The following is a 16,259-nucleotide window of genomic DNA, read 5'->3' as shown; positions in this document are numbered from 1 at the left end:
AAGATGGCAGTCGTTCAGACAAACCAGCATTTGATGTATTACCTGATGGACTAATTGTTACCACTAAATAATTTTTTAAAAAATAGAAAGGAAAATTTCTAAAATATTGTTCTAATTGTTTAACCGCAGGCTCAGGCTTGCGGTTTTTTTGTTTGCAAAAAGGGGCAAAAAAGGGGCAAAAATGCTGTAAAATATCGTTAGTCCACGTAAAAATCTTGTATATGATCATTATTTTCACTTGATTTTAGTGCATATTGTAAATGATTGTATCATAGCGTATCTTCATAAGTTGTTGTGAACAACTCTATCAGGAAAGTCAAATTAATTTATAGAATTATTTTAGCAGTCAAGGTGTACTGTTATAGATTCAATATATTATGCGACTATTAACCTTGTCTTCTCCTAAAATTGACTTTCTTGTTTTCTTATCTTGTCCACTCGAAACAAGTATTGTAAGAATTTGATTATTTTTGAAAGTACTTTTAATATACTTGATATAGTTAAAAAAGATTTGAAACTAAATTCCAAATTAGAAAAAGACTTGAAATACTAAAAAAAAAAAGTATACTCTAATTGAAAACGGTAACAAAACTAATTTAGAGAATGAAATATAGAGTATTTCTCTCTTAAAAGTTTTTGGTGAAACGAGATGTAGAAAGGAGATTTAGCCAAAGAGTCTATTAGTGCTAGAATAATAGATTAGAATTATTTTAGAAAAACGAAGTGAGCAGCTTATAAATTCAAGTCCCCAAATAGATTCATACTAGTATCTTTTGCAAAAAATAAAGGGCGACTTCCTTCATGAATATCAATTTCATCTATAAGGAAGGTAGCTAATTGAACTAACTTATTTATTCTGTTTGTCGCTAGAAAAATCAGACCTCCTTGTGAAGATTGAGGAGATACTGAATGAAAATCAAAGAAGAAACTAGCAAGCTAGTAGCAGATTGCCCAAAACACCGCTTTGAGGTTGTAGATAAGACTGACGTATATAATCCAAGGTGAAGCGACTGTGGTTTGAAGAGATTTTCAAAGAGTATAGGCTAGAGAGTAGTGTTTTTATGTCCTTCTAGTAGAAAATGCTAGACAGAAGAATGGGGAACTTGGATAGGAGAAATAGATTGAGAAAGGAGGTTAGAAGAGATGATTATTACAAAAATTAGCCGTTTAGGAACTTATGTGGGAGTCAATCCACATTTTGCAACATTAATAGATTTTCTAGAAAAAACAGGACTAGAAAATTTAACAGAAGGTTCGATTGCTATCGATGGTAATCGATTGTTTGGGAATTGCTTTATTTATCTAGCAGATGGTCAAGCAGGGGCTTTCTTTGAAACACACCAAAAATATTTGGATATTCATTTAGTTTTGGAAAACGAAGAAGCCATGGCTGTTACATCGCCGGAAAATGTAAGCGTTACCCAAGAATATGATGAAGAGAAAGATATTGAATTATACACAGGGAAAGTGGAACAGTTGGTTCATTTGAGAGCTGGTGAATGCCTCATCACTTTTCCAGAAGATTTACATCAACCCAAGGTTCGTATAAATGATGAACCTGTGAAAAAAGTTGTCTTTAAAGTTGCGATTTCTTAATGTAGAAAGAGAAGAACGATGAAAAAAATGAGAAAGTTTTTATGTCTAGCTGGAATTGCGCTAGCGGCTGTTGCCTTGGTAGCTTGTTCAGGAAAAAAAGAAGCTACAACTAGTACTGAACCACCAACAGAATTATCTGGTGAAATTACAATGTGGCACTCCTTTACTCAAGGACCCCGTTTAGAAAGTATTCAAAAATCAGCAGATGCTTTCATGCAAAAGCATCCAAAAACGAAAATCAAGATTGAAACATTTTCTTGGAATGACTTCTATACTAAATGGACTACAGGTTTAGCAAATGGAAATGTGCCAGATATCAGTACAGCTCTTCCTAACCAAGTAATGGAAATGGTCAACTCAGATGCTTTGGTTCCGCTAAATGATTCTATCAAGCGTATTGGACAAGATAAATTTAACGAAACTGCCTTAAATGAAGCAAAAATCGGAGATGATTACTACTCTGTTCCTCTTTATTCACATGCACAAGTCATGTGGGTTAGAACAGATTTGTTAAAAGAACATAATATTGAGGTTCCTAAAACTTGGGATCAACTCTATGAAGCTTCTAAAAAATTGAAAGAAGCTGGAGTTTATGGCTTGTCTGTTCCGTTTGGAACAAATGACTTAATGGCAACACGTTTCTTGAACTTCTACGTACGTAGTGGTGGAGGAAGCCTCTTAACAAAAGATCTTAAAGCAGACTTGACAAGCCAACTTGCTCAAGATGGTATTAAATACTGGGTTAAATTGTATAAAGAAATCTCACCTCAAGATTCTTTGAATTTTAATGTCCTTCAACAAGCTACCTTGTTCTATCAAGGAAAAACAGCATTTGACTTTAACTCTGGCTTCCATATCGGAGGAATTAATGCCAACAGTCCTCAATTGATTGATTCGATTGATGCTTATCCTATTCCAAAAATCAAAGAGTCTGATAAAGACCAAGGAATTGAAACCTCAAACATTCCAATGGTTGTTTGGAAAAATTCAAAACATCCAGAAGTTGCTAAAGCATTCTTAGAAGCACTTTATAATGAAGAAGACTACGTTAAATTCCTTGATTCAACTCCAGTAGGTATGTTGCCAACTATTAAGGGGATTAGCGATTCTGCAGCCTATAAAGAAAATGAAACTCGTAAGAAGTTTAAACATGCTGAAGAAGTAATTACTGAAGCTGTTAAAAAAGGTACTGCTATTGGTTATGAAAATGGACCAAGTGTACAAGCTGGTATGTTGACTAACCAACACATTATTGAACAAATGTTCCAAGATATCATTACAAATGGAACAGATCCTATGAAAGCAGCAAAAGAAGCAGAAAAACAATTAAACGATTTATTTGAGGCTGTTCAGTAGATGTAAAAGACTAGAAAATAGGTGGGCTAGTGATCTGAAAAGCTCTAGCCCAATTTTGTAAAAGAAGGGAGAAGGAGAATGGTTAAAGAACGTAATTTAACTCGCTGGATATTTGTTTTGCCAGCTATGATTATCGTAGGATTACTCTTTGTTTATCCGTTTTTCTCGAGTATTTTTTATAGCTTTACCAATAAGCATTTGATTATGCCTAATTATAAATTTGTTGGTTTGGCTAACTATAAAGCTGTGCTATCAGATCCCAACTTCTTTAATGCGTTCTTTAATTCAATTAAGTGGACCGTTTTCTCATTAGTTGGTCAAGTTTTAGTAGGGTTTGTATTGGCTTTAGCTCTTCACAGAGTACGCCACTTCAAGAAATTATATAGGACCTTATTGATTGTTCCTTGGGCATTTCCTACCATCGTTATTGCCTTCTCTTGGCAGTGGATTCTAAACGGGGTTTATGGCTACTTACCTAATCTAATCGTAAAATTAGGTTTAATGGAACATACACCTGCATTTTTGACAGATAGTACATGGGCATTCCTATGTTTGGTGTTTATCAACATTTGGTTTGGAGCACCAATGATTATGGTTAATGTGCTTTCAGCTTTGCAAACAGTACCAGAAGAACAATTTGAGGCTGCTAAGATAGATGGTGCTTCAAGTTGGCAGGTGTTCAAGTTTATCGTCTTTCCACATATTAAAGTGGTTGTAGGACTTCTAGTTGTTTTGAGAACTGTATGGATCTTTAATAACTTTGACATTATCTACCTCATTACTGGTGGTGGACCAGCCAATGCTACAACGACGCTTCCAATTTTTGCTTACAACCTGGGCTGGGGAACTAAATTGTTGGGTCGTGCTTCAGCAGTTACAGTACTGCTCTTTATCTTCTTGGTGGCGATTTGCTTTATCTACTTTGCTATCATCAGTAAGTGGGAAAAGGAGGGTAGAAAATAATGAAGAAGAAATCCAGTATTTATTTAGATATTCTCTCACATGTACTTTTAGTTGGTGCGACCATCGTTGCAGTTTTCCCATTGGTATGGATTATCATATCTTCTGTCAAAGGGAAAGGGGAATTAACTCAGTATCCAACACGATTTTGGCCTGAACAGTTTACATTAGATTATTTCACTCATGTTATCAACGATTTGCACTTCATTGATAACATTCGAAACAGTTTAATCATTGCCTTGGCTACAACCCTTATTGCGATTATTATTTCTGCTATGGCAGCCTATGGTATTGTTCGATTCTTTCCTAAATTGGGAGCAATCATGTCGAGACTACTCGTCATTACCTACATTTTCCCACCAATTTTGTTAGCAATTCCCTATTCAATTGCCATTGCTAAAGTTGGGTTAACAAATAGTTTATTTGGCTTGATGATGGTTTATCTATCTTTTAGTGTTCCATATGCAGTTTGGCTCTTAGTTGGATTTTTCCAAACAGTTCCAATTGGAATTGAAGAAGCGGCTAGAATTGATGGTGCAAATAAATTTGTTACGTTTTATAAAGTTGTGCTACCGATTGTAGCACCAGGTATTGTAGCAACAGCTATTTATACATTTATCAATGCTTGGAATGAATTCCTGTATGCCTTGATTTTGATTAACAATACAGGAAAGATGACAGTAGCAGTAGCCCTTCGTTCACTTAATGGTTCAGAAATACTAGACTGGGGAGATATGATGGCAGCGTCTGTTATTGTAGTTCTTCCATCAATTATTTTCTTCTCTATCATCCAAAATAAGATTGCAAGTGGATTATCAGAAGGATCTGTGAAGTAGACGAAAGAAGGAAAAAAATGAATAAAAGAGGTCTTTATTCAAAACTAGGAATTTCTGTTGTAGGCATTAGTCTTTTAATGGGAGTCCCCACTTTGATTCATGCGAATGAATTAAACTATGGTCAACTGTTCATATCTCCTATTTTTCAAGGAGGTTCATATCAACTGAACAATAAGAGTATAGATATCAGCCCTTTGTTATTAGATAAATTGTCTGGAGAGAGTCAGACAGTAGTAATGAAATTTAAAGCAGATAAACCAAACTCTCTTCAAGCTTTGTTTGGCCTATCTAATAGTAAAGCAGGCTTTAAAAATAATTACTTTTCAATTTTCATGAGAGATTCTGGTGAGATAGGTGTAGAAATAAGAGACGCCCAAAAGGGAATAAATTATTTATTTTCTAGACCAGCTTCATTATGGGGAAAGCATAAAGGACAGGCAGTTGAAAATACACTAGTATTTGTATCTGATTCTAAAGATAAAACATACACAATGTATGTTAATGGAATAGAAGTGTTCTCTGAAACAGTTAATACATTTTTGCCAATTTCAAATATAAATGGTATAGATAAGGCAACACTAGGAGCTGTTAATCGTGAAGGCAAGGAACATTACCTCGCAAAAGGAAGTATTGATGAAATCAGTCTATTTAACAAAGCAATTAGTGATCAGGAAGTTTCAAATATTCCCTTGTCAAATCCATTTCAGTTAATTTTCCAATCAGGAGATTCTACTCAAGCTAACTATTTTAGAATACCGACACTATATACATTAAGTAGTGGAAGAGTTCTATCAAGTATTGATGCACGTTATGGTGGGACTCATGATTCTAAAAGTAAGATTAATATTGCCACTTCTTATAGTGATGATAATGGGAAAACGTGGAGTGAGCCAATTTTTGCTATGAAGTTTAATGACTATGAGGAGCAGTTAGTTTACTGGCCACGAGATAATAAATTAAAGAATAGTCAAATTAGTGGAAGTGCTTCATTCATAGATTCATCCATTGTTGAAGATAAAAAATCTGGGAAAACGATATTACTAGCTGATGTTATGCCTGCGGGTATTGGAAATAATAATGCAAACAAAGCCGACTCAGGTTTTAAAGAAATAAATGGTCATTATTATTTAAAACTAAAGAAGAATGGAGATAACGATTTCCGTTATACAGTTAGAGAAAATGGTGTCGTTTATGATGAAACAACTAATAAACCTACAAATTATACTATAAATGATAAGTATGAAGTTTTGGAGGGAGGAAAGTCTTTAACAGTCGAACAATATTCGGTTGATTTTGATAGTGGCTCTTTAAGAGAAAAACATAATGGAAAACAGGTCCCTATGAATGTTTTCTACAAAGATTCGTTATTTAAAGTGACTCCTACTAATTATATAGCAATGACAACTAGTCAGAATAGAGGAGAGAGTTGGGAACAATTTAAGTTGTTGCCTCCGTTCTTAGGAGAAAAACATAATGGAACTTACTTATGTCCCGGACAAGGTTTAGCATTAAAATCAAGTAACAGATTGATTTTTGCAACATATACTAGTGGAGAACTAACCTATCTCATTTCGGATGATAGTGGTCAAACATGGAAGAAATCCTCAGCTTCAATTCCGTTTAAAAATGCAACAGCAGAAGCACAAATGGTTGAACTGAGAGATGGTGTGATTAGAACATTCTTTAGAACCACTACAGGTAAGATAGCTTATATGACTAGTAGAGATTCTGGAGAAACATGGTCGAAAGTTTCGTATATTGATGGAATTCAACAAACTTCATATGGCACACAAGTATCTGCAATTAAATACTCTCAATTAATTGATGGAAAAGAAGCAGTCATTTTGAGTACACCAAATTCTAGAAGTGGCCGTAAGGGAGGCCAATTAGTTGTCGGTTTGGTCAATAAAGAAGATGATAGTATTGATTGGAGATACCACTATGATATTGATTTGCCTTCGTATGGTTATGCCTATTCTGCGATTACAGAATTGCCAAATCATCACATAGGTGTACTGTTTGAAAAATATGATTCGTGGTCGAGAAATGAATTGCATTTAAGCAATGTAGTTCAGTATATAGATTTGGAAATTAATGATTTAACAAAATAAAGGAGAAAAACATGGTTAAATACGGTGTTGTTGGAGCAGGGTATTTTGGAGCTGAATTGGCTCGCTATATGCAAAAGAATGATGGAGCAGAGATTACTCTTCTCTATGATCCAGATAATGCAGAGGCGATTGCAGAAGAATTGGGAGCAAAAGTAGCAAGTTCCTTAGATGAGTTGGTTTCTAGCGATGAAGTAGATTGTGTTATCGTCGCAACTCCAAATAATCTTCATAAGGAACCGGTTATTAAGGCTGCACAGCATGGTAAAAATGTTTTCTGTGAAAAACCAATTGCGCTTTCTTATCAAGATTGTCGCGAGATGGTAGATGCGTGTAAAGAAAACAATGTAACCTTTATGGCAGGACATATTATGAATTTCTTTAATGGTGTTCATCATGCAAAAGAACTCATTAATCAAGGAGTTATCGGAGACGTTCTATATTGTCATACAGCTCGTAATGGTTGGGAAGAACAACAACCGTCAGTATCATGGAAAAAAATTCGTGAAAAATCAGGTGGTCACTTGTATCACCACATCCATGAATTGGATTGCGTTCAATTCCTTATGGGGGGCATGCCTGAAACTGTAACCATGACAGGTGGAAATGTGGCCCATGAAGGTGAACATTTCGGTGATGAAGATGATATGATTTTTGTCAATATGGAATTTTCTAATAAGCGTTTTGCCTTGTTAGAATGGGGTTCAGCTTATCGTTGGGGTGAACATTATGTCTTAATCCAAGGAAGCAAAGGTGCCATCCGCTTAGACTTATTCAACTGTAAAGGAACTCTTAAGCTAGATGGGCAAGAAAGCTATTTCTTGATTCACGAATCGCAAGAAGAAGATGATGATCGGACTCGTATCTATCATAGTACAGAGATGGATGGAGCAATTGCTTATGGTAAACCAGGTAAACGTACTCCATTATGGCTATCATCTGTCATTGATAAAGAAATGCGCTATCTGCATGAGATTATGGAAGGAGCTCCAGTATCAGAAGAATTTGCAAAACTTTTGACAGGTGAAGCTGCCCTAGAAGCAATTGCTACTGCAGATGCTTGTACCCAGTCTATGTTTGAAGATCGCAAAGTAAAATTGTCAGAAATTGTAAAATAAATTTTGGTATTCTCCTATTTATAGGTCGACTTGCTCCTCTGAAAGTACTTTTAGAGGAGCTGTTTGACTTTGCTAGTTTTTGAAACTGAAATCTATTATACTACAAACTATTGAAAGCGTTTTAATTTTAAGGTATAATAATCTCATAGAAATAAAGAAAAGGAGGAAAGAGGATGCCACAGATTAGCAAAGAAGCCTTGATTGAGCAAATCAAAGATGGAATCATCGTTTCTTGTCAGGCTCTTCCTCATGAACCGCTTTATACAGAAGCGGGAGGGGTGATTCCCTTGCTGGTCAAAGCGGCTGAGCAAGGTGGAGCAGTCGGTATCCGAGCAAACAGTGTTCGCGATATCAAGGAAATTAAGGAAGTCACTAAACTTCCAATCATTGGGATTATCAAACGTGATTATCCACCTCAGGAACCCTTCATCACGGCTACTATGAAAGAAGTTGATGAATTGGCAGAACTGGACATCGAGGTGATTGCTCTGGATTGTACCAAGCGTGAACGCTACGATGGTTTGGAAATTCAAGAGTTCATTCGTCAGGTTAAGGAGAAATATCCTAATCAGCTTTTGATGGCTGATACTAGTATCTTCGAAGAAGGGCTAGCAGCTGTAGAAGCAGGAATTGACTTTGTCGGAACAACCTTATCAGGCTACACATCCTACAGTCCAAAAGTAGACGGTCCAGATTTTGAATTGATTAAGAAACTCTGTGATGCCGGTGTAGATGTCATTGCAGAAGGAAAAATTCATACACCAGAACAAGCCAAACAAATCCTTGAATATGGAGTGCGAGGCATCGTTGTTGGTGGCGCCATTACTAGACCAAAAGAGATTACAGAACGCTTCGTTGCTAGTCTTAAATAAGATGTGAGGGGGAGTTTTATGTTTAAAGTTTTACAAAAAGTTGGAAAAGCTTTTATGTTACCTATAGCTATACTTCCTGCAGCAGGTCTACTTTTGGGGATTGGTGGTGCACTTTCAAACCCAACCACGATAGCAACTTATCCAATACTAGACAATAGTATTTTTCAATCAATATTCCAAGTAATGAGCTCTGCAGGAGAGGTTGTATTCAGTAATTTGTCACTACTTCTCTGTGTGGGATTATGTATTGGCTTAGCGAAACGAGATAAAGGAACCGCTGCGTTAGCAGGAGTAACTGGTTACTTAGTTATGACTGCAACGATCAAAGCTTTGGTAAAACTTTTTATGGCAGAAGGATCTGCAATTGATACTGGAGTTATTGGAGCATTAGTTGTCGGAATAGTTGCCGTATATTTGCACAACCGATATAACAATATTCAATTACCTTCCGCTTTAGGATTCTTTGGAGGTTCACGCTTCGTTCCTATTGTTACATCGTTCTCTTCTATCTTGATTGGCTTTGTCTTCTTTGTTATTTGGCCACCTTTCCAACAACTTCTTGTTTCTACAGGTGGATATATTTCTCAGGCGGGTCCAATTGGAACTTTTCTATATGGATTTTTAATGAGACTTTCTGGAGCAGTAGGCTTACATCATATAATTTACCCTATGTTTTGGTATACTGAACTTGGTGGTGTTGAAACTATTGCAGGACAAACAGTGGTTGGAGCTCAAAAAATATTTTTTGCTCAATTAGCCGATCCGGCCCATTCTGGATTATTTACAGAAGGAACAAGGTTTTTTGCAGGTCGTTTCTCAACAATGATGTTCGGTTTACCGGCTGCCTGTTTAGCGATGTACCATAGTGTTCCTAAAAATCGTCGTAAAAAATACGCGGGTTTGTTTTTTGGAGTTGCTTTAACATCTTTTATTACCGGTATTACAGAACCAATTGAATTTATGTTTCTATTCGTCAGTCCGGTTCTATATGTTGTTCACGCATTCCTTGATGGTGTTAGCTTCTTTATTGCAGACGTCTTAAATATTTCAATAGGAAACACATTTTCAGGAGGTGTAATCGATTTCACTTTATTTGGAATTTTGCAGGGGAACGCTAAGACGAATTGGGTTCTTCAGATTCCAATTGGACTTATTTGGAGTGTTTTGTATTATATTATTTTTAGATGGTTCATTACTCAATTCAACGTTCTAACGCCAGGACGAGGAGAAGAAGTAGATTCTAAAGAAATTTCTGAATCCGCAGATTCAACTTCAAATACTGCAGATTATTTAAAACAGGATAGCCTACAAATTATCAGAGCGTTGGGTGGATCAAATAATATAGAAGATGTAGATGCTTGTGTGACACGTTTACGTGTAGCTGTAAAAGAAGTTAATCAAGTTGATAAAGCACTTTTAAAACAAATTGGTGCAGTTGATGTCTTAGAAGTGAAGGGTGGCATTCAAGCAATCTATGGAGCAAAAGCAATCTTATATAAAAATAGTATTAATGAAATTTTAGGTGTAGATGATTAAGTACTTACTGACTTAATAAAAAACAGAGGAGAGTGATGGATGAGTAGGATGAAATGAAATCGCATACAAGAAATAAAGAACTCATTATCCAAGTTGGATACGCTTATTACATAGGAGAATACAAATGAAATTTAGAAAATTAGCTTGTACAGTACTTGCGGGTGCTGCGGTTCTTGGTCTTGCTGCTTGTGGCAATTCTGGCGGAAGTAAAGATGCTGCCAAATCAGGTGGTGACGGTGCCAAAACAGAAATCACTTGGTGGGCATTCCCAGTATTTACCCAAGAAAAAACTGGTGACGGTGTTGGAACTTATGAAAAATCAATCATCGAAGCGTTTGAAAAAGCAAACCCAGATATAAAAGTGAAATTGGAAACCATCGACTTCAAGTCAGGTCCTGAAAAAATCACAACAGCCATCGAAGCAGGAACAGCTCCAGACGTACTCTTTGATGCACCAGGACGTATCATCCAATACGGTAAAAATGGTAAATTGGCTGAGTTGAACGACCTCTTCACAGATGAATTTGTTAAAGATGTCAACAATGAAAACATCGTACAAGCAAGTAAAGCTGGAGACAAGGCTTATATGTATCCGATTAGTTCTGCCCCATTCTACATGGCAATGAACAAGAAAATGTTAGAAGATGCTGGAGTAGCAAACCTTGTAAAAGAAGGTTGGACAACTGATGATTTTGAAAAAGTATTGAAAGCACTTAAAGACAAGGGTTACACACCAGGTTCATTGTTCAGTTCTGGTCAAGGGGGAGACCAAGGAACACGTGCCTTTATCTCTAACCTTTATAGCGGTTCTGTAACAGATGAAAAAGTTAGCAAATATACAACTGATGATCCTAAATTCGTCAAAGGTCTTGAAAAAGCAACTAGCTGGATTAAAGACGGTTTGTTGAACAATGGTTCACAATTTGACGGTGGGGCAGATATCCAAAACTTTGCCAACGGTCAAACATCTTACACAATCCTTTGGGCACCAGCTCAAAATGGTATCCAAGCTAAACTTTTAGAAGCAAGTAAGGTAGAAGTGGTAGAAGTACCATTCCCATCAGACGAAGGTAAGCCAGCTCTTGAATATCTTGTAAACGGGTTTGCAGTATTCAACAATAAAGACGACAAGAAAGTCGCTGCATCTAAGAAATTCATCCAGTTTATCGCAGATGACAAGGAGTGGGGACCTAAAGACGTAGTTCGTACAGGTGCTTTCCCAGTCCGTACTTCATTTGGAAAACTTTATGAAGACAAACGCATGGAAACAATCAGTGGCTGGACTCAATACTACTCACCATACTACAACACTATTGATGGATTTGCTGAAATGAGAACACTTTGGTTCCCAATGTTGCAATCTGTATCAAATGGTGACGAAAAACCAGCGGATGCTTTGAAAGCCTTCACTGAAAAAGCAAACGAAACAATCAAAAAAGCTATGAAACAATAGTCCTTAGTTATTCTATGAAAAAGTAATTTTTTAAAGAACCTAAGAGTGTATACCCCCTTTTCCCTCTACACAGATAGTGTAAGAAAAGGGGGCTTTTGTTTGAAATGGTAGGAACTGTCACGAAATTAAAATGAAGTTCTTACATAAGCGAACCATAAAAAATTTCATTTTGATTTTAAAACAGTTCAAGAAAGTCAAAAAATTATTCTATTTGAAAGAGAGGTGCCGACTGTGAAAGTCAATAAAATCCGTATGCGGGAAACAGTGATTTCCTACGCTTTCCTAGCACCAGTGTTATTCTTCTTTGTCATCTTTGTCTTGGCTCCGATGGTGATGGGCTTCATTACAAGTTTCTTTAACTACTCCATGACTAAATTTGAGTTTGTGGGCTTGGACAACTACATTCGCATGTTTAAAGATCCTGTCTTTACAAAATCTCTGATTAACACAGTTATTTTGGTTATTGGATCTGTACCAGTTGTTGTTCTATTCTCACTCTTTGTAGCATCTCAGACCTATCATCAAAATGTCATTGCCAGATCCTTCTACCGTTTCGTCTTCTTCCTTCCTGTTGTAACGGGTAGTGTTGCCGTGACAGTTGTTTGGAAATGGATTTATGACCCACTATCAGGGATTCTAAACTTTGTCCTTAAGTCCAGCCACATCATCAGCCAAAACATTTCTTGGTTGGGAGATAAAAACTGGGCATTGATGGCGATTATGATTATTCTCTTGACCACTTCAGTTGGTCAGCCCATCATCCTTTATATCGCTGCCATGGGGAATATTGACAATTCACTGGTTGAAGCGGCGCGTGTTGATGGTGCAACTGAGTTTCAAGTTTTTTGGAAGATTAAATGGCCAAGCCTTCTTCCAACAACTCTTTATATTGCAATCATCACAACAATTAACTCATTCCAGTGTTTCGCCTTGATTCAGCTTTTGACATCTGGTGGTCCAAACTACTCAACAAGTACCTTGATGTACTACCTTTACGAAAAAGCCTTCCAATTGACAGAATACGGCTATGCCAATACTATCGGTGTCTTCTTGGCAGTGATGATTGCCATTGTCAGCTTTGCTCAATTCAAGATCCTCGGAAACGACGTAGAATACTAAAGAAAGGAGACAGTTATGCAACCTACACAAAAGAAACCCTTAACAGCTTTCACTGTTATTTCAACAATCATTTTGCTCTTGTTGACTGTGCTGTTCATCTTTCCATTCTACTGGATTTTGACAGGGGCATTCAAATCACAACCTGATACAATTGTTATTCCTCCTCAGTGGTTCCCTAAAATGCCAACCATGGAAAACTTCCAACAACTCATGGTGCAGAACCCTGCCTTGCAATGGATGTGGAACTCAGTATTTATCTCATTGGTAACCATGTTCTTAGTTTGTGCAACCTCATCTCTAGCAGGTTATGTATTGGCTAAAAAACGTTTCTATGGTCAACGCATTCTATTTGCTATCTTTATCGCTGCTATGGCGCTTCCAAAACAAGTTGTCCTTGTACCATTGGTACGTATCGTCAACTTCATGGGAATCCACGATACTCTCTGGGCAGTTATCTTGCCTTTGATTGGATGGCCATTCGGTGTCTTCCTCATGAAACAGTTCAGTGAAAATATCCCTACAGAGTTGCTTGAATCAGCTAAAATCGACGGTTGTGGTGAGATTCGTACCTTCTGGAGTGTAGCCTTCCCGATTGTGAAACCAGGGTTTGCAGCCCTTGCAATCTTTACCTTCATCAATACTTGGAATGACTACTTCATGCAGTTGGTTATGTTGACTTCACGTAACAATTTGACCATCTCACTTGGGGTTGCGACCATGCAGGCTGAAATGGCAACCAACTATGGTTTGATTATGGCAGGAGCTGCCCTTGCTGCTGTTCCAATCGTCACAGTCTTCCTAGTCTTCCAAAAATCCTTCACACAGGGTATTACTATGGGAGCGGTCAAAGGATAATACTCTGCGAAAATCGAATTTAAACGACGTTAGCGTTACCTTGCCATACTTAAGTATTGCCTGCGGTTAGCTTTCTAGTTTGTTCTTCGATTTTCATTGAGTATAAGAGAATACAGAGTTATAAGTGTCTACAAAATGGAGGGTATGCAGTTACTTTATGAAGTTTTGTCAGACACTTATCAACTTAAGAATGGTTTTAGTTAACTATCAGAAACGAAGGAAAGAGTATGATTTTTGACGATTTGAAAAACATCACCTTTTACAAAGGGATTCATCCCAATTTAGACAAGGCTATCGACTATCTCTACCAACATCGTAAAGATTCATTCGAATTAGGAAAGTATGAGATTGATGGAGATAAAGTCTTTCTAGTTGTTCAGGAAAATGTCCTCAATCAAGTTGAGAATAATCAATTTGAACACCATAAGAACTATGCAGATTTGCATTTGCTGGTAGAAGGACATGAATATTCGAGCTACGGTTCACGTATCAAAGACGAGGCAGTAGCATTCGACGAAGCGAGTGACATTGGCTTTGTTCATTGTCATGAACACTACCCACTCTTGTTGGGTTATCACAATTTTGCGATTTTCTTCCCAGGTGAGCCACATCAGCCAAATGGTTATGCAGGCATGGAAGAAAAGGTTCGCAAATATCTCTTTAAAATTTTGATTGATTAAAGGAATCAGGAGGAGCAAACATGGCACAAAAAGGAGTAAGCCTTATCAAGGCAGCATTTGATACAGATAATTTTCTCATGCGTTTCAGTGAGAAGGTCTTGGATATCGTCACAGTCAATCTTCTTTTTGTCGTTTCTTGTTTGCCCATCGTGACGATTGGAGTGGCGAAAATCAGCCTCTATGAAACCATGTTTGAGATTAAGAGAAGCAGACGGGTACCAGTCTTTAGAACCTATCTGAGAGCTTTCAAGCAAAATCTGAAACTGGGTTTCCAGTTAGGTTTGCTAGAGTTGGGCATTGTGTCATTAAGCCTTCTAGATCTCTATCTCTTCTGGGGACAGACCGCTTTGCCTTTCCAGCTTGTGAAAGCTATTTGTTTGGGGATTCTCATCTTCCTCACTCTCGTGATGTTGGCTAGTTATCCCATCGCTGCACGCTATGATTTGTCTTGGAAAGAAGTGCTGCAAAAAGGGCTTATCTTGGCAAGTTTTAACTTTCCTTGGTTCTTCCTCATGTTAGCCATTCTCTTTCTCATAGTGATGGTTCTTTATCTATCCGCCTTCACTCTCCTTTTGGGTGGGTCAGCTTTTATCCTCTTTGGTTTTGGTTTGCTGGTCTTTCTCCAAGCAGGATTGATGGAGAAAATCTTCGCCAAATACCAGTAGGATGGCTTGTTTCTGAAACTACTTTCAATCGTTACAGTTTCTAAAATACAAGTAGAAACTAAAATCTAAGTGTATACAAGATATTGAAAGCGATTTTCACAAGGTGTATACTAAATTTGTAAAAAATAGAACTGCTCTCAGCAGAAAAAAAGAAATCTTAGGAGAAAATCTATGTCAGATTTGAAAAAATACGAAGGTGTCATTCCAGCCTTCTACGCATGTTATGATGATCAAGGAGAAGTCAGTCCAGAGCGTACGCGTGCCTTGGTTCAATACTTCATTGATAAGGGTGTTCAAGGTCTCTATGTCAATGGTTCTTCTGGTGAATGTATCTACCAAAGTGTGGCAGACCGCAAGTTGATTTTGGAAGAAGTCATGGCAGTTGCCAAAGGAAAATTGACTATCATCGCCCATGTTGCCTGCAACAATACCAAAGATAGTATGGAGCTTGCTCGCCACGCGGAAAGCTTGGATGTAGATGCCATTGCAACAATTCCACCGATTTACTTCCGCTTGCCAGAATACTCAGTTGCCAAATACTGGAATGATATCAGTGCTGCAGCTCCAAACACAGACTACGTGATTTACAATATTCCTCAATTGGCAGGTGTTGCTTTGACTCCAAGTCTCTACACTGAAATGTTGAAGAATCCTCGTGTTATCGGTGTTAAGAACTCTTCTATGCCAGTTCAAGATATCCAAACCTTTGTCAGCCTTGGTGGAGAAGACCATATCGTCTTTAATGGTCCAGATGAACAATTCCTAGGTGGTCGCCTCATGGGTGCCAAAGCTGGTATTGGTGGTACTTATGGTGCTATGCCAGAACTCTTCTTGAAACTTAATGAGTTGATTGCTAAGAAAGATTTGGAAACAGCGCGTGAATTGCAATACGCTATCAACGCAATCATTGGTAAATTGACTGCTGCACATGGAAATATGTACGGTGTCATCAAAGAAGTCTTGAAGATCAATGAAGGACTTAACATTGGATCAGTTCGTTCACCATTGACACCAGTGACTGAAGAAGATCGACCAGTTGTAGAAGCAGCAGCGCAATTGATTCGTGAAACCAAGGAGCGCTTCCTCTAATCCATAAGGAGGTATT

Annotated in this window: 15 protein-coding genes; 14 read left to right on the top strand and 1 reads right to left on the bottom strand. The window is 37.5% G+C overall.

Annotated features, from left to right (window positions below; all coding sequences use genetic code 11):
• A partial coding sequence (locus ACIY19_RS04980; protein WP_409002836.1) for a hypothetical protein occupies nt 1-229 on the bottom strand: 229 nt, incomplete at its 3' end.
• 914 nt (nt 230-1,143) lie between these two features.
• Between ACIY19_RS04980 and ACIY19_RS04975 the strand changes: the two genes are divergently transcribed.
• From ACIY19_RS04975 to ACIY19_RS04910, 14 genes are all read left to right on the top strand, one after another.
• Nucleotides 1,144-1,596 (top strand): YhcH/YjgK/YiaL family protein, encoded by a 453-nt coding sequence (locus ACIY19_RS04975; RefSeq protein ID WP_000587464.1) that lies wholly within the window; start codon nt 1,144-1,146, stop codon nt 1,594-1,596.
• Between the two features lie 18 nt (nt 1,597-1,614).
• On the top strand, nt 1,615-2,952 hold the full coding sequence (locus tag ACIY19_RS04970; protein ID WP_000738763.1) for an ABC transporter substrate-binding protein: 1,338 nt from the start codon (nt 1,615-1,617) through the stop codon (nt 2,950-2,952).
• Between the two features lie 78 nt (nt 2,953-3,030).
• On the top strand, nt 3,031-3,915 hold the full coding sequence (locus ACIY19_RS04965; protein ID WP_000237988.1) for a carbohydrate ABC transporter permease: 885 nt from the start codon (nt 3,031-3,033) through the stop codon (nt 3,913-3,915).
• A complete protein-coding gene (locus ACIY19_RS04960) occupies nt 3,915-4,748 on the top strand; it encodes a carbohydrate ABC transporter permease (RefSeq protein WP_000730476.1) in 834 nt (277 codons plus the stop codon). The genes ACIY19_RS04965 and ACIY19_RS04960 overlap by 1 nt, the downstream gene beginning before the upstream one ends.
• 17 nt (nt 4,749-4,765) lie before the next feature.
• A complete protein-coding gene (nanB, locus tag ACIY19_RS04955; protein ID WP_001042141.1) occupies nt 4,766-6,859 on the top strand; it encodes a neuraminidase NanB in 2,094 nt (697 codons plus the stop codon).
• A gap of 11 nt (nt 6,860-6,870) precedes the next feature.
• On the top strand, nt 6,871-7,974 hold the full coding sequence (locus ACIY19_RS04950; protein WP_000241719.1) for a Gfo/Idh/MocA family protein: 1,104 nt from the start codon (nt 6,871-6,873) through the stop codon (nt 7,972-7,974).
• A 173-nt stretch (nt 7,975-8,147) separates the two neighbouring features.
• The gene (locus ACIY19_RS04945) at nt 8,148-8,846 is read left to right on the top strand and encodes an N-acetylmannosamine-6-phosphate 2-epimerase (RefSeq protein WP_001135651.1); all 699 of its coding nucleotides are present in this window, start codon (nt 8,148-8,150) and stop codon (nt 8,844-8,846) included.
• 18 nt (nt 8,847-8,864) lie between these two features.
• Nucleotides 8,865-10,382 carry a PTS transporter subunit EIIC gene (locus tag ACIY19_RS04940; RefSeq protein WP_000477442.1) on the top strand — a complete coding sequence of 506 codons (1,518 nt, stop codon included), beginning with the start codon at nt 8,865-8,867 and terminating at the stop codon, nt 10,380-10,382.
• A gap of 124 nt (nt 10,383-10,506) precedes the next feature.
• Nucleotides 10,507-11,835: an ABC transporter substrate-binding protein gene (locus tag ACIY19_RS04935; protein ID WP_409002835.1), complete on the top strand. Its 1,329-nt coding sequence runs from the start codon at nt 10,507-10,509 to the stop codon at nt 11,833-11,835.
• Between the two features lie 252 nt (nt 11,836-12,087).
• The gene (locus ACIY19_RS04930) at nt 12,088-12,954 is read left to right on the top strand and encodes a carbohydrate ABC transporter permease (RefSeq protein WP_409002837.1); all 867 of its coding nucleotides are present in this window, start codon (nt 12,088-12,090) and stop codon (nt 12,952-12,954) included.
• 15 nt (nt 12,955-12,969) lie between these two features.
• A complete protein-coding gene (locus tag ACIY19_RS04925; protein WP_409002834.1) occupies nt 12,970-13,809 on the top strand; it encodes a carbohydrate ABC transporter permease in 840 nt (279 codons plus the stop codon).
• A gap of 227 nt (nt 13,810-14,036) precedes the next feature.
• Nucleotides 14,037-14,489, top strand: coding sequence for a YhcH/YjgK/YiaL family protein (locus ACIY19_RS04920; RefSeq protein ID WP_000575464.1), 453 nt, complete (start codon nt 14,037-14,039; stop codon nt 14,487-14,489).
• 20 nt (nt 14,490-14,509) lie between these two features.
• Nucleotides 14,510-15,154 carry a YesL family protein gene (locus ACIY19_RS04915; RefSeq protein ID WP_409002833.1) on the top strand — a complete coding sequence of 215 codons (645 nt, stop codon included), beginning with the start codon at nt 14,510-14,512 and terminating at the stop codon, nt 15,152-15,154.
• A 171-nt stretch (nt 15,155-15,325) separates the two neighbouring features.
• The gene (locus tag ACIY19_RS04910) at nt 15,326-16,243 is read left to right on the top strand and encodes a dihydrodipicolinate synthase family protein (protein WP_316717370.1); all 918 of its coding nucleotides are present in this window, start codon (nt 15,326-15,328) and stop codon (nt 16,241-16,243) included.
• Nucleotides 16,244-16,259 lie beyond the last annotated feature (16 nt).

It is taken from the genome of Streptococcus sp. ST14 (assembly GCF_046098195.1).
Classification (GTDB): Bacteria; Bacillota; Bacilli; order Lactobacillales; family Streptococcaceae; genus Streptococcus.
The sequence above is the reverse complement of the archived record's forward strand: the minus strand, read 5'-3'. Positions and strand labels throughout refer to the sequence as shown.